Raw genomic sequence first — 20,990 nt, 5'->3', positions numbered from 1 at the left:
GTTTTAATTGATATGTTTGATCCAAAAAAACTAGAGCAGATTGCTAAGCAGATCCACGATTCTATGCCTCAACCAGTAAAAGAGCTTGGTTCAGACGTAGATCAAAAAGTTCGTCAGGTTATCCAAGGCCAACTGAACAAGCTAGACGTTGTAAGCCGTGAAGAGTTTGATGTTCAAACACAAGTACTACTGCGCACTCGCCAAAAGCTGACTGAAATGGAACAAAAGCTAGCGGACTTAGAAGCGAAGATTACCGACAAATAAGCGTAAAAGAAAGAAAACTGAAAGGGTTGGTGTGAAAACACCAACCCTTTTGTATTTCTGAAGCTCAATCAAGGACTGAAAGTCGACGAATACTTATCAAACAATGTTCATTTTATTGATTTTTAAAACTTTGTTACTAAAAGAAAAAAGGCTTGGTCAACGGCGACCAAGCCTTTTTATTAGATGTTGTGTTGCTTATTTATAACTCCAACCTGTAAGGAGTTAGTGATACTGCTTCGCTTTTTCTACAAATTTATCAGTATCTAAGCGACTAATTAACCGCCTACAGCGATACGCTTCATGTCGCTCATGTAGCTACGTAGCTCTTCACCGATGTACTCGACAGGGTGGTTACGGATAGCTTCGTTTACTTCAATTAGCTTAGCGTTATCAACTTGGTTAGATGTTTCACCTAGACCACGGCCGATTACGTCTGTTGCAACTGAAGGCATGAACTTCTCACGTAGTAGCGGTGTTGCTACGTTAGCGAATAGGTAGTTACCGTACTCAGCAGTATCAGAGATTACAACGTTCATTTCGTAAAGACGCTTACGAGCAACTGTGTTTGCGATTAGTGGAAGCTCATGTAGAGATTCGTAGTAAGCCGACTCATCGATGATGCCAGATGCTGTCATTGCTTCGAATGCTAGCTCAACACCCGCACGAACCATAGCAACCATAAGGATACCGTTATCGAAGTACTCTTGCTCTGAGATTTCTACGTCAGAAGCTGGGTAGTTTTCGAATGCTGTTTCGCCTGTCTCTTCACGCCAGCCTAGTAGGTTCACGTCATCGTTCGCCCAGTCAGCCATCATTGTGCTAGAGAAGTGACCAGAGATGATGTCATCCATGTGCTTGTTGTAAAGCGGACGCATTAGGTCTTTAAGCTCTTCAGAAAGCTCAAACGCTTTAACTTTAGCTGGGTTAGATAGACGATCCATCATGTGAGTTACACCACCAAACTTAAGTGCTTCAGTGATCGTTTCCCAACCGTATTGTAGAAGCTTGCCTGCGTAGCCTGGTTCGATGCCATCAGCAATCATCTTCTCGTAAGATACGATAGAACCAGCTTGTAGCATGCCACAAAGGATAGTTTGCTCACCCATAAGGTCAGATTTAACTTCAGCTACGAAAGAAGACTCTAGGCAACCAGCACGGTGACCGCCAGTACCAGCAGCCCAAGCTTTAGCGATATCCCAACCTTCGCCTTTAGGGTCATTTTCAGGGTGAACAGCGATCAGTGTTGGTACACCGAAGCCACGCTTGTACTCTTCACGTACTTCAGAACCTGGACACTTAGGTGCAACCATAACAACCGTAAGATCTGAGCGTAATTGCATACCTTCTTCAACAACGTTAAAGCCGTGAGAGTAACCAAGAGCAGCGCCTTCTTTCATTAGAGGCATTACTGTCTCAACAACATTAGTGTGTTGCTTATCAGGAGTAAGGTTGATAACTAGATCTGCTTGAGGGATTAGCGTTTCGTAGCTACCTACAACAAAGCCGTTTTCATCAGCGTTTTTGAATGATTGACGCTTTTCATCAATAGCTGCTTGGCGTAGAGCGTAAGATACGTCTAGACCAGAATCACGCATGTTTAGACCTTGGTTTAGGCCTTGAGCACCACAGCCAACAATGACGATCTTCTTACCTTCAAGGTATTCAGCTTCAGTCGTAAATTCTTCACGATCCATGAAACGGCAGCGACCTAATTGGTCTAGTTGCTCACGAAGGTTTAATGTATTGAAATAGTTAGCCATTGTAGGGCACTCCTTTAAAAATAAGTCCATAAGGTCGATATCTCTCTATCGAATGACTTCATACTAAAACAGACACTCCGTTGCTGAAAGTGATATATTCACAATTAGTTATTGCAATAAATGCAACATGGAAACGATCGCAGAACATGAACATAAAATCTCTACAACTATTTATACATTTATGTGATAGCAAGAGTTTCAGCAAAACCGCTGCTGCTATGCACGTTAGCCCTTCAGCGCTGAGCCGTCAGGTACAAAAACTTGAAGAGGAAACAGGACAAGAACTGCTTATCAGGGACAACCGAAGCGTTGACCTTACACCAGCGGGGAAGCACCTGTTGCCTGTGGCATTGAGCATTGTTGGGGAGTGGCAGCAATATAACCTTCACTTGAAAGGTGGAGAACAGGAGTTGAAAGGTGAAATCCGTATATTTTGCTCCGTGACCGCAAGCTACAGCCACTTACCAGAACTGATTACTGAATTCAGAGCCATTCATCCGTATATCGAATTCAAGCTCTCTACGGGCGACCCTGCTCAATCTATAGACAAGATCTTAAATGATGAAGCGGATATTGCTATTTCAGCGAAGCCAGACATCCTTCCCTCAAGATTAGAATTCGAAACGATTAGCGATATCCCACTATCCGTCATCATTCCATCAGGTGTGAGTAGCTTTAGTCAGCAACTTCAGTCCGACAAGCCAAACTGGAATGAAGTGCCTTTTATCATCCCAGAAGCGGGGACAGCGCGTGAACGTGCCAATGCATGGTTTAAGAAGATGAAGATTAAACCCAACATTTATGCTCAAGTATCAGGTCATGAGGCAATCGTAAGCATGGTGGCTCTAGGGTGTGGAGTTGGTATTGCCCCTGACGTCGTCATCAACAACAGTCCTGTACGAGACAAAGTGGACCGCTTAAAGATAGAGCCAATCAAACCCTTTGAATTGGGTGTTTGCTGCAAGCGAGCACAGTTAGATAACCCTCTAATTCGAGCGTTCTGGCAAGTTGCAGAAGGGAAGTATTTAACGGACTAATAGTCGTTGGTTTCAATACAAAAAAGGGAAGAGCACTGACGTGCTCTTCCCTTTTTCATTTATGTATATCACAGATAAGAAAAAAGCCCACTGATTTCTCAGCGGGCTTTCTAATGGTGGTGGAGGGATAGGGATTTGAACCCTAGAACCGCTATTAACGGTTGCCGGTTTTCAAGACCGGTGCTTTCGACCACTCAGCCATCCCTCCAACAAATTGTCATCAACAGATTAGTACACTGTAGATGTTGTTACATGTATACACAGGTAACGATATTTAAAGCCTGGCGATGTCCTACTCTCACATGGGGAAGCCCCACACTACCATCGGCGCTATTGTGTTTCACTTCTGAGTTCGGCATGGAATCAGGTGGGTCCACAATGCTATGGTCGCCAAGCAAATTTTAAAATTCGGAAAGCTTATCTAAAAGTATCTCTTCAAACTCATTCAAGGTCTTTCTTTGAGTCCACAAAACCCCTTGGGTGTTGTATGGTTAAGCCTCACGGGCAATTAGTACAGGTTAGCTCAATGCCTCGCAGCACTTACACACCCTGCCTATCAACGTCGTAGTCTACGACAACCCTTTAGGACGCTTATAGCGTCAGGGAAAACTCATCTCAAGGCTCGCTTCCCGCTTAGATGCTTTCAGCGGTTATCGATTCCGAACTTAGCTACCGGGCAATGCCATTGGCATGACAACCCGAACACCAGAGGTTCGTCCACTCCGGTCCTCTCGTACTAGGAGCAGCCCCTTTCAATTTTCCAACGCCCACGGCAGATAGGGACCGAACTGTCTCACGACGTTCTAAACCCAGCTCGCGTACCACTTTAAATGGCGAACAGCCATACCCTTGGGACCGACTTCAGCCCCAGGATGTGATGAGCCGACATCGAGGTGCCAAACACCGCCGTCGATATGAACTCTTGGGCGGTATCAGCCTGTTATCCCCGGAGTACCTTTTATCCGTTGAGCGATGGCCCTTCCATTCAGAACCACCGGATCACTATGACCTGCTTTCGCACCTGCTCGAATTGTCATTCTCGCAGTCAAGCGGGCTTATGCCATTGCACTAACCACACGATGTCCAACCGTGTTTAGCCCACCTTCGTGCTCCTCCGTTACTCTTTGGGAGGAGACCGCCCCAGTCAAACTACCCACCAGGCACTGTCCGTAATCCCGATTCAGGGACCAACGTTAGAACATCAAAACTACAAGGGTGGTATTTCAAGGACGACTCCACCACATCTAGCGACGCGGTTTCATAGTCTCCCACCTATCCTACACATGTAGGTTCAATGTTCAGTGCCAAGCTGTAGTAAAGGTTCACGGGGTCTTTCCGTCTAGCCGCGGGTACACTGCATCTTCACAGCGATTTCAATTTCACTGAGTCTCGGGTGGAGACAGCGTGGCCATCATTACGCCATTCGTGCAGGTCGGAACTTACCCGACAAGGAATTTCGCTACCTTAGGACCGTTATAGTTACGGCCGCCGTTTACCGGGGCTTCGATCAAGAGCTTCGACCGAAGTCTAACCCCATCAATTAACCTTCCGGCACCGGGCAGGCGTCACACCGTATACGTCATCTTACGATTTTGCACAGTGCTGTGTTTTTAATAAACAGTTGCAGCCACCTGGTATCTGCGACTCTCGTCTGCTCCATCCGCAAGGGACTTCACTGATAAGAGCGTACCTTCTCCCGAAGTTACGGTACCATTTTGCCTAGTTCCTTCACCCGAGTTCTCTCAAGCGCCTTGGTATTCTCTACCCGACCACCTGTGTCGGTTTGGGGTACGATTCCTTACAATCTGAAGCTTAGAGGCTTTTCCTGGAAGCATGGCATCAATGACTTCACTACCGTAGTAGCTCGACATCGTATCTCAGCGTTAAGAAAGTCCGGATTTACCTAAACTTTCCGCCTACGTACTTGAACCTGGACAACCGTCGCCAGGCCCACCTAGCCTTCTCCGTCCCCCCATCGCAATTGTAAGAAGTACGGGAATATTAACCCGTTTCCCATCGACTACGCCTTTCGGCCTCGCCTTAGGAGTCGACTTACCCTGCCCCGATTAACGTTGGACAGGAACCCTTGGTCTTCCGGCGAGGGAGTTTTTCACTCCCTTTATCGTTACTCATGTCAGCATTCGCACTTCTGATACCTCCAGCAGCCCTTACAGACCACCTTCAACGGCTTACAGAACGCTCCCCTACCCCACATACCCTAAGGTACGTAGCCGCAGCTTCGGTGTATAGCTTAGCCCCGTTACATCTTCCGCGCAGGCCGACTCGACCAGTGAGCTATTACGCTTTCTTTAAATGATGGCTGCTTCTAAGCCAACATCCTGGCTGTCTGAGCCTTCCCACATCGTTTCCCACTTAGCTATACTTTGGGACCTTAGCTGGCGGTCTGGGTTGTTTCCCTCTCCACGACGGACGTTAGCACCCGCCGTGTGTCTCCCGGATAGTACTTACTGGTATTCGGAGTTTGCAAAGGGTTGGTAAGTCGGGATGACCCCCTAGCCTTAACAGTGCTCTACCCCCAGTAGTATTCGTCCGAGGCGCTACCTAAATAGCTTTCGGGGAGAACCAGCTATCTCCAGGTTTGATTGGCCTTTCACCCCTAGCCACAAGTCATCCGCTAATTTTTCAACATTAGTCGGTTCGGTCCTCCAGTTGATGTTACTCAACCTTCAACCTGCCCATGGCTAGATCACCTGGTTTCGGGTCTAATCCTAGCAACTGTACGCCCAGTTAAGACTCGGTTTCCCTACGGCTCCCCTAAACGGTTAACCTTGCTACTAAAATTAAGTCGCTGACCCATTATACAAAAGGTACGCAGTCACACCACGAAGGTGCTCCTACTGCTTGTACGTACACGGTTTCAGGTTCTATTTCACTCCCCTCACAGGGGTTCTTTTCGCCTTTCCCTCACGGTACTGGTTCACTATCGGTCAGTCAGTAGTATTTAGCCTTGGAGGATGGTCCCCCCATATTCAGACAGGATATCACGTGTCCCGCCCTACTCGTTTTCACTGATTATGAGATGTCGATTACGGGGCTATCACCCTTTATTGCGGCACTTTCCAGAGCCTTCATCTGTCTCATTAAAAGCTTAAGGGCTAATCCAATTTCGCTCGCCGCTACTTTCGGAATCTCGGTTGATTTCTCTTCCTCGGGGTACTTAGATGTTTCAGTTCCCCCGGTTTGCCTCCTGTTGCTATGTATTCACAACAGGATACGTGCTTATGCACGTGGGTTTCCCCATTCAGGAATCCCAGACTCAAAAGGTTATTACTACCTAATCTGGGCTTATCGCAAGTTATTACGCCTTTCATCGCCTCTGACTGCCAAGGCATCCACCGTGTACGCTTAGTCACTTAACCATACAACCCGAAAGGGTCTTAATGTATGGCAACTAACCAAGGTTTTTGGTTGTCATCAAGAAGGGTTAATTCTTGATAACTGTTTGCCGGACTCAATTGTGATTCAAACGAATTTGAATCGAATACAAGACACTTGAATGTGTTTGTTGTGTTTATCTAATGAAAGATAAACATTGAGAACTTTTAAATTTGATTGAATTACTCGTAAGTAATCAATCAGTCAGCTTTCCAAATTGTTAAAGAGCAAGAGTTTTTCAAGTTTTAAACTTTCAAAACCATTTTTAAATACTCTCTTACGAGAATGCTTAAAGATGGTGGGCGATACCGGGCTCGAACCAGTGACCCCCTGCTTGTAAGGCAGGTGCTCTCCCAACTGAGCTAATCGCCCATGATAGTTTTAATTCCTTCATGGAGAAAGAATGGTGGAGCTATGCGGGATCGAACCGCAGACCTCCTGCGTGCAAGGCAGGCGCTCTCCCAGCTGAGCTATAGCCCCATATTTTTATTTCCTTGGGAGGAAATGGTGGGTCGTGCAGGATTCGAACCTGCGACCAATTGATTAAAAGTCAACTGCTCTACCAACTGAGCTAACGACCCAATGGTATCCCGTAGGGGAGTCGAACCCCTGTTACCGCCGTGAAAGGGCGGTGTCCTAGGCCTCTAGACGAACGGGACACTGCTAGTTATCTCCACTTTAAAAGTAGAAACAAACTTCGAAGAACCTTGGGAGTTCTTCTTCTCTTTACTTTTCTAAACCTAATCAATCTGTGTGGACACTCATCGTGAGTATCTTCGTATAAGGAGGTGATCCAGCCCCAGGTTCCCCTAGGGCTACCTTGTTACGACTTCACCCCAGTCATGAACCACAAAGTGGTGAGCGTCCTCCCCGAAAGGTTAAACTACCCACTTCTTTTGCAGCCCACTCCCATGGTGTGACGGGCGGTGTGTACAAGGCCCGGGAACGTATTCACCGTGACATTCTGATTCACGATTACTAGCGATTCCGACTTCATGGAGTCGAGTTGCAGACTCCAATCCGGACTACGACGCACTTTTTGGGATTCGCTCACTATCGCTAGCTTGCTGCCCTCTGTATGCGCCATTGTAGCACGTGTGTAGCCCTACTCGTAAGGGCCATGATGACTTGACGTCGTCCCCACCTTCCTCCGGTTTATCACCGGCAGTCTCCCTGGAGTTCCCGACATTACTCGCTGGCAAACAAGGATAAGGGTTGCGCTCGTTGCGGGACTTAACCCAACATTTCACAACACGAGCTGACGACAGCCATGCAGCACCTGTCTCAGAGCTCCCGAAGGCACACCTGTGTCTCCACTGGCTTCTCTGGATGTCAAGAGTAGGTAAGGTTCTTCGCGTTGCATCGAATTAAACCACATGCTCCACCGCTTGTGCGGGCCCCCGTCAATTCATTTGAGTTTTAATCTTGCGACCGTACTCCCCAGGCGGTCTACTTAACGCGTTAGCTCCGAAAGCCACGGCTCAAGGCCACAACCTCCAAGTAGACATCGTTTACGGCGTGGACTACCAGGGTATCTAATCCTGTTTGCTCCCCACGCTTTCGCATCTGAGTGTCAGTGTCTGTCCAGGGGGCCGCCTTCGCCACTGGTATTCCTTCAGATCTCTACGCATTTCACCGCTACACCTGAAATTCTACCCCCCTCTACAGCACTCTAGTTCACCAGTTTCAAATGCAGTTCCGAGGTTGAGCCCCGGGCTTTCACATCTGACTTAATGAACCACCTGCATGCGCTTTACGCCCAGTAATTCCGATTAACGCTCGCACCCTCCGTATTACCGCGGCTGCTGGCACGGAGTTAGCCGGTGCTTCTTCTGTTGCTAACGTCAAGATGCGCAGCTATTAACTACACACCCTTCCTCACAACTGAAAGTACTTTACAACCCGAAGGCCTTCTTCATACACGCGGCATGGCTGCATCAGGCTTTCGCCCATTGTGCAATATTCCCCACTGCTGCCTCCCGTAGGAGTCTGGACCGTGTCTCAGTTCCAGTGTGGCTGATCATCCTCTCAGACCAGCTAGGGATCGTCGCCTTGGTGAGCCATTACCTCACCAACTAGCTAATCCCACCTAGGCATATCTTGACGCGAGAGGTCCGAAGATCCCCCTCTTTGGCCCGTAGGCATTATGCGGTATTAGCCATCGTTTCCAATGGTTATCCCCCACATCAAGGCAATTTCCTAGGCATTACTCACCCGTCCGCCGCTCGACGCCCATTAACGCACCCGAAGGATTGTTAGTGTCGTTTCCGCTCGACTTGCATGTGTTAGGCCTGCCGCCAGCGTTCAATCTGAGCCATGATCAAACTCTTCAATTTAAAATTTTGATTACCTAAACTAATAGGTTGACTCAACGAATACTGACTTCAAAACTAATATTCATGTAAACATGAACATGTAATTCTAAAGCTATTACCATTCCAACAGAATGGTAATGAATTGACTGTGCCGAATAACTACAAGTAGTTAAACGTATTGGTCACTCAGTTCATTGAAATCAATTTTGATTCCGAAGAATCTGCTTTATCCAAAGGATAAAACGTTTTGATATTCATCAACGAGTGCCCACACAGATTGATAGGTTTAAATTGTTAAAGAGCTTTTCCTTTTTGAGCTTCGCTCAAATCGGACGGCCATTTTAGCGATTTAAGTTTTAGTGTCAACCACTATTTTCAAAACTTTTTTCAAGCGCTTAGCTTGGCTAATTTGACCTGCTGATTCGTTTTCGCTTTTGAAACCTAAGCTTCGAAGCCATCCCGTGTCAGCGAGGTGGCATTATAGAGATTTCGATCACACTGGCAAGCCCTTTTTGAAGTTTTTCTCGTTTTTTTATTCGTTCGATTAAAAACAACTCAAAACGCCTCAAAAGTAGGCTTTTACCTTACATCTCTTGCAGTTTCTTAGAGAATAAAGAGACTTTTTCCCAGTTTGTGTACTCAACTTCCTTGGTTGTATCCGTTTCTCCACCTGTCATATTCATAATGAAGCGAATCATGGTTTTATCGAACCAATTATAACGCGGGTAATAGAGGGCACCCGCGAATACACCGATCAAAGTCGGCTGCCATGATGACTTAAGAAGAAACTTCTTAATATAGGCACTACCTTCAGGGGTGTCTTTGCCTTGGTCTTCTTTACGAGCGGTTAAGTTAACGCAAAAGAAAGCGACCTTGTTTGATTGCAGCTGAGCAAGATTGGCATCAATAAACTGGTATAGCTTCTTATTGAGGTGGCCATAGCGAATAGATGCGCCAATCAACACTCTGTCATATTGAGCAAAGTCGACATTACTAATAGTGTGCAGATCTTGAAGCTCACATTCGAACTCATTCATTTCTTCTTTTATATAGTTCAAGATCTTCTTGGTCTGCCCTTCACGGCTTGAATACAAAAATAGAGCTTTTGCCACAATGTTGTCCTTAGCTACGCCAAAACGTAGGGGTCAATAAAATTAATAAGGTGAATATCTCTAAACGACCAAACAGCATAGATACGATCAACACCCACTTAGCCTTGTCATTCACATCGCCGAAGTGCATTGCCACTTCACCTAAGCCAGGGCCAAGGTTATTCAATGTTGCCGCTACAGCAGAGAAAGCACTTAGCTCATCCATACCAGTTGCAATCAGAGCCAACATACAAACCACAAAAACCAAGGCGTATGCAGAGAAGAAGCCCCAAACCGCATCCACAACACGCTGTGGTAACGCAGATCCGCCAACCTTGATGGTATAAACAGCACGCGGGTGGACAAGACGCTTCATTTCACGAGCACCTTGCAGCGTAAGTAGTAATATTCGGATAACTTTCATACCGCCACCAGTTGAACCGGCACAACCACCTATAAAGGAAGAGAACAGAAGCAAAACGGGTAAGAACAGCGGCCACTCGGAAAAACCAGTAGTAGTGAATCCTGCGGTCGTCGAGATAGAAACAGTTTGGAACAATGCTTGATCGAAGGCATCGTAATAAGAGTCGTAAGAATGATGGTTAAGCAGTAATAAGAAGCAGACTAAAAACAGTAGCGCTTGAATAAAGATAAAGGCACGAAACTCAGGATCCTTCCAATAGTACTTGGGATGCACACCACCAGACGCAAACGCGGCAAAGTGAAGAGAGAAGTTACAAGCAGATATAAGAAGGAATACAACGGTAATCATGTTTATAGCAGGGCTGTTAAAATACCCCATGCTGGCATCATGTGTCGAGAAACCACCAATAGCAATGGTAGAGAAACTATGACTGATTGCATCAAAGAAGCTCATGCCTGCCAGCCAAAACGCCACCGCACAAGCAATCGTTAAGCTGAGATAGATGTACCACAGAGCTTTTGCCGTTTCAGCAATACGCGGTGTCATCTTACTGTCTTTTACAGGACCTGGGATTTCAGCACGATATAGCTGCATACCACCGATACCCAGAACGGGAAGGATGGCTACCGCCAATACGATGATACCCATACCACCAAACCATTGCAGGAATTGGCGGTAAAATAGAATTGCTTTAGGTAGGTCATCGAGGCCAACAATTACGGTTGCACCCGTGGTCGTTAATGCAGAAAAGGATTCAAAGAAAGCATCAGTTACCGAAACGCTCGGGTTATCGGCTATCAAAAACGGTAAAGCACCTGCACTACCGATTACCGTCCAGAACAACACCACAATGAGAAAGCCATCTCGCGCCTTCAATTCATGTTTATAGCGTCGGTTTGGAAACCAGCAAGTTGCTCCACAAAATAATAGAACGAAGAAAGTCGTCACAAATGGTACACCCGCACCATCTCTATAGATCAGTGCGACGAGCGCAGGTGCGAGCATTGATACACTAAAAAGTGCTAATAGTAATCCGACGATTCGAATAATTGAGCGAAATTGCATGAGCTATTGAACGAAGCGAAATGCTTCACACTTCCTAGTTGTCTTTGACTTTCGTTACCAGTGCCTTGGCACCGCTTTTATTGATCATGGTTTGGGTAAACGAATCTACCTGAAGGAGCTCTATTTCAATAATAAGCTCAACTTGAACACCATAATCAGCTTGGACTTCAACAGCCTGATGCTGAGCCATAATGGATTGCGCGATTGGCACAAAGCCATAGTCTAACTCTAGCCGTAATTTTGTGGTTATTTTTTTCTCGATAGTTTGAAGCAGCTTGAGAGCTTGTTGCACTCCTCCACCATACGCCTTTACTAGGCCACCCGTTCCAAGCTTGATTCCGCCAGAATAACGAGTAACAACGGCAGTCAGTTCACCGATACCAGAACCAGACAGTTGCGCCAAAATAGGCTTACCCGCAGTACCAGATGGCTCTCCATCGTCACTAAAGCCCCATTTCATTGAGTCTTCAGGTCGCCCTGCCGCAAAGCCCCAACAATTATGTCGTGCTGATGAATGCTCTTTTTTTACCTGTTCTACGAACTGTTTAGCAGCTTCTACACTTGGAGTATGAGCAAGATGAGTAATGAAGACGCTCTTCTTTATCTCTTCTTCAAACAGAGCCGACGCTGACGGTATTAAATAGGGCTGTTCATTCATATCGTTAACTTAATTAGTAAGAGCGGCGAAGTGTATCACGCGTGAATAATAAGGGTTAGAGGATCTGTGCTATCGCACAATGTTAAACAATTGTTTAAAAAATGTATTGAAATTCACCAAGCAGAGGTACAGACTAAGATAACTGGTCTTACCAGGTATTCTACAATAATAGAAAGATAACAAGATTCTCTCAAACAATCGTGGATTGTATGTCATGGAGATAGACAATGATTTACCAAGCTAACACCTTACAGGTAAAGGAATTACAAGATGGTATTGCAGAACTTAGCTTCTGTGCGCCGGCCTCTGTAAACAAACTCGACCTTGCTACTTTAGAATCACTAGATAAAGCGTTAGATGCTCTTAATGCTCACGCTGGATTACGTGGTTTAATCTTAACTTCAAACAAAGACGCGTTCATCGTAGGCGCAGATATCACTGAATTTCTTGGCCTATTTGCTAAGCCAGAAGCAGAACTTGATGAATGGTTAAGATTCGCTAATTCAATCTTCAGCAAGCTCGAAGACCTTCCTGTCCCAACTCTTTCAATGATGCGTGGCCATGCCCTTGGCGGCGGCTGTGAATGTGTACTCGCCACCGATTTCCGTATCGGTGACAAGACCACCAGCATAGGTCTACCAGAAACCAAACTTGGCATCATGCCTGGTTTTGGTGGTTGTGTGCGCCTACCTCGTGTTATCGGTGCTGACAGCGCGATGGAAATTATCACGCAAGGCAAAGCATGCCGTGCAGATGAAGCGCTTAAAGTTGGCTTGTTAGATGCGATTGTTGAAACAGACCAGCTACTAGAATCAGCGATCAACACTGTTTCTTTGGCAGCCAATGAGAAGCTCGATTGGCAGCTGCGCCGTAAACAAAAAACATCAGCGCTTTCACTAAGCAAACTGGAAGCGATGATGAGCTTTACCATGGCGAAAGGCTTAGTCGCTCAAAAAGCAGGGCCTCACTACCCAGCGCCGATTACTTCGGTGATTGCAATTGAAGAAGCAGCACGTAGCGATCGCGATGCAGCACTCGACATCGAACGTAAGCACTTCGTCAAGCTGGCGAAATCAGAAGAAGCAAAAGCATTAGTCGGCCTATTCCTTAATGACCAGTACATCAAAGGTCTAGCGAAACAAGCGGGTAAATCAGCAAACAAAGCAACTGAACGTGCAGCCGTACTTGGCGCAGGTATCATGGGCGGCGGTATTGCTTACCAGTCAGCATTAAAGGGCGTACCAGTGATGATGAAAGACATCGCACAGGCATCTCTTGAACTTGGTATGAACGAGGCCTCTAAGCTGTTAAATAAACGCTTATCACGCGGTCGCCTAGATGGATTCAAAATGGCAGGCATTCTGTCTTCTATTACTCCAAGCCTGCATTATGCAGGTGTTGAGCAATCAGATGTGATTGTGGAAGCGGTTGTAGAGAACCCTAAAGTAAAAGCAGCGGTACTGAGCGAAGTGGAAGGTTTGGTTGGTGAAGACACGGTTCTTACATCAAACACCTCAACGATTCCAATCAACCTGTTAGCGAAATCTTTGAAGCGCCCAGAAAACTTCTGTGGCATGCACTTCTTTAACCCAGTACACCGCATGCCTTTGGTTGAGATCATCCGTGGTGAGCACACTTCTGAAGAAACGATCAATCGCGTGGTTGCTTACGCAGCGAAGATGGGTAAATCCCCTATCGTTGTTAACGACTGCCCAGGCTTCTTCGTTAACCGTGTACTTTTCCCTTACTTTGGTGGTTTCAGCATGTTGCTACGTGACGGCGCTGACTTCACTAAGATCGATAGAGTCATGGAGCGTAAGTTCGGTTGGCCAATGGGTCCTGCGTACTTGCTAGACGTTGTTGGCCTAGACACAGCACACCATGCACAAACAGTAATGGCGCAAGGTTTCCCTGAGCGTATGGGTAAAGAAGGTCGTGATGCGATTGACGCACTTTACGTCGCTGAAAAATACGGCCAGAAGAACGGCAGCGGTTTCTACACGTATAGCGTAGACAAACGCGGTCGTCCGAAGAAAGCCTTCTCTGAAGACATTCTTCCTATCTTGGCTGACGTATGCCAACAGCCACAAGACTTTGATGACCAGACAATTATCCAACGTGTGATGATTCCTATGATCAACGAAGTGGTGCTTTGTTTAGAAGAAGGCATTATCGCGACACCGCAAGAAGCGGATATGGCACTGGTTTACGGTTTAGGCTTCCCTCCATTCAGAGGCGGCGTATTCCGCTACTTAGACAGTGTGGGTATTGGTAACTTCGTTGAAATGGCGAAGAGCTACCAAAACTTAGGTGCAATGTACCAAGTTCCTCAACTATTGCTTGATATGGCAGCGAAAGGCGAAAGCTTTTACGAAGGCCAACAAGCCAGTTCTCTGTAACCCACATTTGGAAAAGGAATAGCAAAATGAATAATGTAGTTGTTGTTGATTGCCTTCGTACCCCAATGGGACGTTCCAAAGGTGGAGCTTTCCGTCACACTCGTGCTGAAGATTTATCGGCACATTTGATGAAAGGCATTTTAGAGCGCAACCCAGAAGTAAACCCTGTCGAAATTGAAGACATTTACTGGGGTTGTGTACAACAAACGCTAGAGCAAGGCTTCAACGTGGCTCGTAACGCCGCTTTGCTTGCTGGTCTACCAATTGAAATTGGTGCGGTAACGGTGAACCGTTTATGTGGTTCATCTATGCAAGCTTTGCATGATGCTGCTCGTTCAATCATGGTTGGAGATGCGGAAATCTGCTTGATCGGTGGTGTTGAACACATGGGTCATGTACCAATGAACCATGGTGTCGATTTCCACCCAGGCATGTCTAAGCACGTAGCAAAAGCAGCAGGTATGATGGGCCTAACGGCTGAGATGCTTGGCAAGATGCATGGCATCAGCCGTGAAGATCAAGATGCCTTCGCCGCTCGTTCACACGCTAGAGCACAAGCAGCAACGGTAGAAGGTCGTTTCAAAAACGAAATTCTACCAACAGAAGCTCACGCGGCAGACGGGTCACTGTTTACTCTGGATTACGATGAAGTCATTCGCCCAGAAACAACGGTTGAGGGTCTATCTCAGCTGCGTCCTGTATTCGACCCAGCAAACGGAACGGTAACAGCAGGTACTTCATCAGCATTGTCTGATGGTGCATCGGCAATGCTTATCATGAGTGAAGATAAAGCCAACGCGCTTGGCCTTAAGATTCGTGCTCGCGTAAAGTCTATGGCTATCGCAGGCTGCGACCCTTCAATCATGGGTTACGGTCCAGTACCGGCGACTCAAAAAGCGTTAAAACGTGCAGGTCTGAACATTGAAGATATGGGCGTTATTGAACTCAACGAAGCGTTCGCTGCTCAATCTCTTCCATGTGCTAAAGATCTAGGTCTACTGGATGTTGTCGACGAGAAAGTAAACCTTAACGGCGGTGCGATTGCACTCGGTCACCCATTGGGTTGTTCTGGCTCTCGTATCTCGACAACCCTAATCAACCTGATGGAAGCACAAGACGTAAAATATGGCTTAGCGACTATGTGTATTGGTTTAGGCCAAGGTATTGCAACGGTATTTGAACGCCCATAGCGCTCACTGACTGTAATACTTGAAGGGTAATCTTTTGTGCAGCTATATTTATATAGCTGCACTTTTTATTACTCGGCATCCAATAATGCATCAATTTATTCGGCGCACTTAGCAGTAGAAAAAGCACCACCTACATCTATGCACAAAACGCATAGATTCAATGTTGATGTTTCATTATTTTTTCTCCAACGATTCAACTAAAGTTACTTCAGTTTCCTAATATTCCTCCTACGGAGCAGATCATGTTTAAAGCACTTGTACTAAACCAAGAAGACAAAAAAACTATCGCATCAGTTTCTCAAATTGAAGAGTCTCAATTACCAGAAGGTAACGTGAAGGTTGATGTGAGCTACTCTTCTTTAAACTACAAAGATGGTTTGGCGATAACAGGTAAAGGGCGCATTGTTCGCAACTTCCCTATGGTTCCTGGTATCGACCTTTCTGGTGTGGTTTCACAATCTGATGACCCTCGCTACAAAGCAGGCGACGAAGTTGTTCTGACTGGTTGGGGGGTTGGTGAGGGTCACTGGGGCGGCATGGCTGAGAAAGCAAGCCTAAACGGTGACTGGTTAGTGCCTATGCCTAAAGGTCTAGACGCGAAGAAAGTCATGGCGATCGGTACAGCTGGTTTCACAGCAATGCTTTGTGTGCAAGCAATCGTAGACGCAGGTATCAAACCAGAAGACGGTGAAATCCTAGTAACAGGTGCAAGTGGCGGCGTAGGCAGTGTGTCTATTACGCTACTAAACCAACTGGGCTATAAAGTGGCAGCAGTTACTGGCCGTGCTTCAGCAAATGGCGAACTTCTAAAATCACTAGGCGCGACACGCATTGTTGAACGTGCTGAACTCGAAGAACCAGCTAAACCACTAGAAAAACAACTATGGGCTGGTGCTATCGATACTGTAGGTAGCAAAGTACTTGCAAAAGTATTGGCGCAAATTGATTACAACGGTGCGGTTGCGATGTGTGGCCTAGCTGGCGGTTTTGACTTACCAACAACGGTAATGCCATTCATTTTGCGTAACGTTCGCCTACAAGGTGTGGACTCGGTAATGTGCCCTCGTGAGAAACGTATTAAAGCGTGGGAACAGCTGGCTGAACTATTACCAGAATCTTTCTACGCTCAAGCAACCAAAGAAGTGTCTTTAGATGGTGCAATTCAAGCCGCAGAAGACATCACTAACGGTCAAATCACTGGTCGCGTAGTTATTAAACTGTAATTGTGAATTAAACTTCCGTAACCCAGAATTACAAAGGGCTGATAGTAATCAGCCCTTTTGCGTTTTTGTCATTTGGATCGAGTAAACCAAAGCTAGACCTCAATTAACCCAAACCTACATCCGCAATACGCTTCTGAATCAGCTCACCGCACTCTTCTTTTACCACTCTTCTTAACCATTGCTGTGATGCAGAAGAATCGCAACGCGAGTGCCAGATCAGTGAGTAATCAAACGGCATAAACTCAAATGGTAGAGGCTTGACGACTAAGTCATAACGCTCTGCCACCAAATAAGCCAAATCAGCAGGTACAGTAATCACTAATGGCATTCTATCGACAATCGCTAATGCAGCTTCAAGGTGATAAGCACGCAGCACCATTTTTCGTGGTTGTTGATTGGCTAAAGCGTTATCGAGTAAAGCCTTAACACCATCACTGATCGCAATCATCGCATGGGGCAGAGAAACATAATCCTCAAGGCTAAGCGGTCGCTCAGCCAAGGGATGATTTTTAGATAACAAGCACGATACGCCCACTGGCCCCAAGACTTCTTGATGAAGTGGTGCGATGCTGCCACTCGGGCGACAAATCGCCATATCGACACGTTCGGTGCTGAGTTGCTTAAACAAATGCTCATGCTGCAGTGGTGCAAACTCCAAAGAGATATTAGGTGCTTGCTCATAAATCTTAGGTAACGCATACGGCAAAATGGTTTGCATCGCGTAGTCAGTAGTCGCAATCAAAAAACGCTCACTGCAATAGTAGGGGTCGAAATCGCTAGGGCTAAGAAGTTGGCGGAATGACTCCAAAGGCTGATCAATTCGCTGGCTGATCTCGAGTGCTTTCTTGGTGGGAATAAGGTGCTGACCTTGGCGTGTAAACAGGGGATCGTTGAGTAGTTCTCTTAAGCGACCTAATACTCGGCTAGTCGCCGATTGGCTTAAGTTAAGACGAAGTGCGGCTTGGCTAACACTGCCCTCTTCAATCAATACCTTTAAGGCGACCAGTAAATTCAGGTCTCTACGATAGATGTCTTCTAATTCCACGCCACTTACCTAGCTGTATACAATTATCATTGGTCACTAAGTTGTTTATAGCATGCTTTAGATAAAAAAAATCCCGCAATTACGCGGGGAAGCCCAAGAAAATCTGGGGATAGTGTCGGAATGTTGTCGTATCGGAATTTGCTTGTTGTATCCGGGTTAATGCTCTTGCTCCTCGGCTATGCCTTGCCAACGGCGCATCTCTACCCAAATACCAATAATCGTTGCTACTATGCCAAAGATTGGCATTAGAGAGGTCTCTGTCGATGAGCGTAGTACTAACGCACAAAAAGAAATAAAACAGAGAACTGAATAAATTGTTAATCTATCTAATCCTGTCAACATCGCCACTCCTTAGCTAGTTGCCTTTGTTACAAGTTGTTATCAACTTGTTAATTAAGTTATAGGAAATGATTCTGTTTGCCAAGCACTTATTGCATATTTTTTCTGCAGACGTATTATTCACTCGTTAGATAGATATAGAGATACAAACCATGACATTCAAACCTGAACTGGCAACCCACACTTTAGAAGCTGAAGGCCTACGTTGCCCAGAGCCAGTAATGATGGTCAGGAAGACAATTAGAAACATGCAGGATGGCGATGTGTTACTGGTAAAAGCTGACGACCCTTCGACAACTCGTGATATTCCGAGCTTTTGTCGTTTTATGGATCATCAGTTAGTCGGCCAAGCGACTGAAGCTTTGCCTTACCAATATTTGATAAGAAAAGGGTTGGAGGCATAAGCCTCACCTAAATATCAGCATCAAAAAAACCGCTCGTACCTTATGTTCTTCAACAGAACTCAGAGTACGAGCGACTTTTTGTTTATTCGTTTCTAGATTTGTTTTGCAGATGCTCAAGCTGATGCTGAATTTCTCGCAGATCTTTTCGCATCGGAATAATATGCGCGACCCGAATCCAAGCTTCTACCGCAAGCCCAGTCATGATCATCGAACCAGCCACCATTGGTAGCCACATGTCCGTCAACACCATGCCTAATAGTGTAAGTGCAAGACCAAAGGTAAATAGATAACTTTGGCTCTGTGGAGTAATACCCATATAACGCGTCAACATAATCATGCCCTCGTGTTCTTAACTCACAAGATTAAAATATCATGACAAGTATGACAGTTATATGTCCATTCGCTCGATAAACCCCACAATACTGTAAGAGTATGACCTACAACACATTACTCTACTGGTTGAGTATAATAGAACTCAATACCACCGCTTAATAGAACGCCGCTGCGATAGCCAAACCCACGAATAACAAGGCCGTGATCTTGCGAATCAGATCAAGAGGCATCTTATCAGCAGACAGCTTACCGATGATCACCACGGGTACATTCGCCAGCAACATACCAATGGTAGTGCCGAGAATTACCCACGTTAATGCATCCGAATATTGAGCCCCTAGAATGGAGGTCGCAATCTGAGTTTTATCACCGATCTCAGCAATGAAGAAAGCGATGAAACTGGCGACAAACGGCCCTCGGTTCGAAATCTGCTCATCATCGTCTAATTTATCAGGAATCAGAATCCAGCCTGCCATCGCAATGAAACTGACCACCAACACCCACTTTAATACTTCAGGTGAAAGATAATCGGCGACCACAACACCTAGCCATGCAGCAAGGGCATGATTGGCAATGGTGGCAAAGAAAATAGCCGCGATGATAGGTATCGGTTTTCGATATCGACTGGCTAATAAAAGGGATAGCAACTGAGTCTTATCACCGATCTCGGCTAAGGCGACAGTTGTAATTGAAATTGCTAAAACGCTCACGACATGCTCATTTGGGATGAGGATTATTATATTTAACCAAAGACAAACCTCGCGCCCCATCCCGGTTCACGATGCTTGTCTAAGGTCTTGCTACGCGCCACCAAGGTGGTGGTTGCCTCGAACGCCATGATGATTTTGCATCAATTATGTTGACGAACGAACTCATTCAATAGGATTTGAATAAGCAAGCTACTCCCCAAAGACCGCGAGATTTTAATCACCCATGCTTTCAAACACAAGTGTCAAAGTTATCAAAATATCCACTTGTGCCGAAAAACAAACATTAAAGGCAAAAAATTCCACTAAACGACATTTTAGACCACTAATTAAACAAGATTACCCCTACTCGCTTTACCAATATCTCGGTATACTCAGAGGTTATTTTTCTCATTCATTTAAAAGAATCGCGCGAACCTGACTATGCAAAAATACGATATCAAAACCTTCCAGGGAATGATCCTCGCGCTGCAGGATTACTGGGCACAAAACGGTTGTACCATTGTTCAACCACTAGATATGGAAGTAGGTGCTGGCACCTCTCACCCAATGACATGTCTACGTGCACTTGGCCCAGAGCCAATGTCTACGGCATACGTTCAACCTTCTCGTCGTCCGACCGATGGTCGTTACGGTGAAAACCCGAACCGCCTGCAGCACTACTATCAATTCCAAGTAGCTCTAAAACCTTCTCCAGATAATATCCAGGAGTTGTACTTAGGCTCACTTGAAGTTCTTGGTGTCGACCCACTTGTTCACGATATTCGCTTCGTAGAAGACAACTGGGAAAACCCAACGCTAGGCGCATGGGGTCTTGGTTGGGAAGTATGGCTAAACGGTATGGAAGTGACTCAATTCACTTACTTCCAACAAGTTGGCGGCCTTGAGTGTAAGCCTGTAACTGGCGAGATCACTTACGGTATCGAACGTCTAGCAATGTACATCCAGGAAGTAGACTCTGTTTACGACCTTGTATGGAACGTAGCACCAGACGGCTCTAACGTAACTTACGGTGACATCTTCCACCAAAACGAAGTTGAGCAATCAACCTACAACTTCGAGCACGCAGACGTAGATTTCCTATTCACTTTCTTCGACCAGTGCGAAAAAGAGTGTAAAGAGCTACTTGAGCTTGAGAAGCCACTTCCACTTCCAGCTTATGAGCGCATTCTAAAAGCAGGTCACGCATTCAACATCCTTGATGCGCGTAAAGCTATCTCTGTAACAGAGCGTCAACGTTACATCCTTCGTATCCGCAACCTGACTAAATCAGTTGCTGAGGCGTACTACGCGTCACGTGAAGCGCTTGGCTTCCCAATGTGTAAGAAGGATAAATAATC

Annotated in this window: 15 protein-coding genes, 5 tRNA genes and 3 rRNA genes; 7 read left to right on the top strand and 16 right to left on the bottom strand. The window is 46.0% G+C overall.

From position 1 onward, the window contains the following. Positions 1-12: 12 nt before the first annotated feature. Positions 13-264, top strand: a complete 252-nt coding sequence (locus Q5H80_RS00200; protein WP_122046803.1) for an accessory factor UbiK family protein — start codon at positions 13-15, stop codon at positions 262-264. A 275-nt stretch (positions 265-539) separates the two neighbouring features. Here Q5H80_RS00200 and ilvC read toward each other — a convergent pair whose 3' ends face one another. Beyond that, a complete protein-coding gene (gene ilvC / locus Q5H80_RS00195) occupies positions 540-2,024 on the bottom strand; it encodes a ketol-acid reductoisomerase (protein ID WP_304566130.1) in 1,485 nt (494 codons plus the stop codon). Between the two features lie 146 nt (positions 2,025-2,170). Between ilvC and ilvY the strand changes: the two genes are divergently transcribed. Then, positions 2,171-3,061 (top strand): HTH-type transcriptional activator IlvY, encoded by an 891-nt coding sequence (gene ilvY, locus Q5H80_RS00190; RefSeq protein ID WP_086711538.1) that lies wholly within the window; start codon positions 2,171-2,173, stop codon positions 3,059-3,061. Between the two features lie 117 nt (positions 3,062-3,178). Here the strand turns inward: ilvY and Q5H80_RS00185 are convergent. The 11 genes from Q5H80_RS00185 to Q5H80_RS00135 all read right to left on the bottom strand — a co-directional run bounded on the left by Q5H80_RS00185 (position 3,179) and on the right by Q5H80_RS00135 (position 12,010). After that, a tRNA-Ser gene (locus Q5H80_RS00185) sits at positions 3,179-3,269 on the bottom strand. Between the two features lie 71 nt (positions 3,270-3,340). Continuing rightward, positions 3,341-3,456: ribosomal RNA gene (gene rrf, locus Q5H80_RS00180) — 5S ribosomal RNA — on the bottom strand. Between the two features lie 92 nt (positions 3,457-3,548). After that, positions 3,549-6,441: ribosomal RNA gene (locus Q5H80_RS00175) — 23S ribosomal RNA — on the bottom strand. A 312-nt stretch (positions 6,442-6,753) separates the two neighbouring features. Then, positions 6,754-6,829, bottom strand: a tRNA-Val gene (locus Q5H80_RS00170). Positions 6,830-6,861: 32 nt separating this feature from the next. Beyond that, a tRNA-Ala gene (locus tag Q5H80_RS00165) sits at positions 6,862-6,937 on the bottom strand. Between the two features lie 25 nt (positions 6,938-6,962). Beyond that, positions 6,963-7,038, bottom strand: a tRNA-Lys gene (locus tag Q5H80_RS00160). A gap of 2 nt (positions 7,039-7,040) precedes the next feature. Continuing rightward, a tRNA-Glu gene (locus Q5H80_RS00155) sits at positions 7,041-7,116 on the bottom strand. Positions 7,117-7,238: 122 nt separating this feature from the next. Beyond that, positions 7,239-8,793 (bottom strand): 16S ribosomal RNA (locus Q5H80_RS00150). The 16S, 23S and 5S rRNA genes sit together here with 5 tRNA genes alongside, the layout of an rRNA operon. A gap of 563 nt (positions 8,794-9,356) precedes the next feature. Further along, positions 9,357-9,884: a menaquinone-dependent protoporphyrinogen IX dehydrogenase gene (gene hemG / locus Q5H80_RS00145; protein ID WP_304566127.1), complete on the bottom strand. Its 528-nt coding sequence runs from the start codon at positions 9,882-9,884 to the stop codon at positions 9,357-9,359. Positions 9,885-9,894: 10 nt separating this feature from the next. Further along, complete coding sequence (locus tag Q5H80_RS00140) at positions 9,895-11,352, bottom strand: TrkH family potassium uptake protein (protein WP_048657784.1); 1,458 nt, start codon at positions 11,350-11,352, stop codon at positions 9,895-9,897. Between the two features lie 34 nt (positions 11,353-11,386). Continuing rightward, positions 11,387-12,010 carry a YigZ family protein gene (locus Q5H80_RS00135; protein ID WP_139685490.1) on the bottom strand — a complete coding sequence of 208 codons (624 nt, stop codon included), beginning with the start codon at positions 12,008-12,010 and terminating at the stop codon, positions 11,387-11,389. Between the two features lie 227 nt (positions 12,011-12,237). Between Q5H80_RS00135 and fadB the strand changes: the two genes are divergently transcribed. From fadB to Q5H80_RS00120, 3 genes are all read left to right on the top strand, one after another. Next, positions 12,238-14,409: a fatty acid oxidation complex subunit alpha FadB gene (gene fadB / locus Q5H80_RS00130; protein WP_304566122.1), complete on the top strand. Its 2,172-nt coding sequence runs from the start codon at positions 12,238-12,240 to the stop codon at positions 14,407-14,409. A gap of 26 nt (positions 14,410-14,435) precedes the next feature. Then, positions 14,436-15,599, top strand: coding sequence for an acetyl-CoA C-acyltransferase FadA (fadA, locus tag Q5H80_RS00125; RefSeq protein WP_065111981.1), 1,164 nt, complete (start codon positions 14,436-14,438; stop codon positions 15,597-15,599). Positions 15,600-15,841: 242 nt separating this feature from the next. Next, the gene (locus Q5H80_RS00120) at positions 15,842-16,822 is read left to right on the top strand and encodes an MDR family oxidoreductase (RefSeq protein WP_304566117.1); all 981 of its coding nucleotides are present in this window, start codon (positions 15,842-15,844) and stop codon (positions 16,820-16,822) included. 103 nt (positions 16,823-16,925) lie between these two features. Here Q5H80_RS00120 and Q5H80_RS00115 read toward each other — a convergent pair whose 3' ends face one another. Continuing rightward, positions 16,926-17,867: a LysR family transcriptional regulator gene (locus Q5H80_RS00115; protein ID WP_192889679.1), complete on the bottom strand. Its 942-nt coding sequence runs from the start codon at positions 17,865-17,867 to the stop codon at positions 16,926-16,928. 156 nt (positions 17,868-18,023) lie between these two features. After that, positions 18,024-18,209, bottom strand: a complete 186-nt coding sequence (locus Q5H80_RS00110) for a hypothetical protein (RefSeq protein WP_004736674.1) — start codon at positions 18,207-18,209, stop codon at positions 18,024-18,026. A gap of 149 nt (positions 18,210-18,358) precedes the next feature. On the opposite strand from Q5H80_RS00110, the gene tusA reads away from it, so the two are divergent. After that, the gene (tusA, locus tag Q5H80_RS00105; protein ID WP_017055492.1) at positions 18,359-18,610 is read left to right on the top strand and encodes a sulfurtransferase TusA; all 252 of its coding nucleotides are present in this window, start codon (positions 18,359-18,361) and stop codon (positions 18,608-18,610) included. Positions 18,611-18,692: 82 nt separating this feature from the next. Here tusA and Q5H80_RS00100 read toward each other — a convergent pair whose 3' ends face one another. Continuing rightward, positions 18,693-18,947, bottom strand: coding sequence for a hypothetical protein (locus tag Q5H80_RS00100; protein ID WP_081396820.1), 255 nt, complete (start codon positions 18,945-18,947; stop codon positions 18,693-18,695). Positions 18,948-19,098: 151 nt separating this feature from the next. Then, positions 19,099-19,653, bottom strand: coding sequence for a TMEM165/GDT1 family protein (locus tag Q5H80_RS00095; protein WP_017055491.1), 555 nt, complete (start codon positions 19,651-19,653; stop codon positions 19,099-19,101). Positions 19,654-20,073: 420 nt separating this feature from the next. On the opposite strand from Q5H80_RS00095, the gene glyQ reads away from it, so the two are divergent. Next, positions 20,074-20,988 carry a glycine--tRNA ligase subunit alpha gene (gene glyQ, locus Q5H80_RS00090; protein WP_017632669.1) on the top strand — a complete coding sequence of 305 codons (915 nt, stop codon included), beginning with the start codon at positions 20,074-20,076 and terminating at the stop codon, positions 20,986-20,988. Positions 20,989-20,990 lie beyond the last annotated feature (2 nt).

The sequence above is a fragment of the Vibrio sp. SNU_ST1 genome (assembly GCF_030563405.1).
GTDB lineage: Bacteria > Pseudomonadota > Gammaproteobacteria > Enterobacterales > Vibrionaceae > Vibrio.
The sequence above is the reverse complement of the archived record's forward strand: the minus strand, read 5'-3'. Positions and strand labels throughout refer to the sequence as shown.

Coding starts and splice junctions, on each gene's coding strand:
- fadA (WP_065111981.1), top strand. CDS start 14,436: ATGAATAATGTAGTTGTTGTTGATTGCCTTCGTACCCCAATGGGACGT.
- Q5H80_RS00140 (WP_048657784.1), bottom strand. CDS start 11,352: ATGCAATTTCGCTCAATTATTCGAATCGTCGGATTACTATTAGCACTT.
- Q5H80_RS00135 (WP_139685490.1), bottom strand. CDS start 12,010: ATGAATGAACAGCCCTATTTAATACCGTCAGCGTCGGCTCTGTTTGAA.
- Q5H80_RS00120 (WP_304566117.1), top strand. CDS start 15,842: ATGTTTAAAGCACTTGTACTAAACCAAGAAGACAAAAAAACTATCGCA.
- ilvC (WP_304566130.1), bottom strand. CDS start 2,024: ATGGCTAACTATTTCAATACATTAAACCTTCGTGAGCAACTAGACCAA.
- tusA (WP_017055492.1), top strand. CDS start 18,359: ATGACATTCAAACCTGAACTGGCAACCCACACTTTAGAAGCTGAAGGC.
- ilvY (WP_086711538.1), top strand. CDS start 2,171: ATGAACATAAAATCTCTACAACTATTTATACATTTATGTGATAGCAAG.
- Q5H80_RS00100 (WP_081396820.1), bottom strand. CDS start 18,947: ATGATTATGTTGACGCGTTATATGGGTATTACTCCACAGAGCCAAAGT.
- glyQ (WP_017632669.1), top strand. CDS start 20,074: ATGCAAAAATACGATATCAAAACCTTCCAGGGAATGATCCTCGCGCTG.
- fadB (WP_304566122.1), top strand. CDS start 12,238: ATGATTTACCAAGCTAACACCTTACAGGTAAAGGAATTACAAGATGGT.
- Q5H80_RS00200 (WP_122046803.1), top strand. CDS start 13: ATGTTTGATCCAAAAAAACTAGAGCAGATTGCTAAGCAGATCCACGAT.
- Q5H80_RS00110 (WP_004736674.1), bottom strand. CDS start 18,209: ATGTTGACAGGATTAGATAGATTAACAATTTATTCAGTTCTCTGTTTT.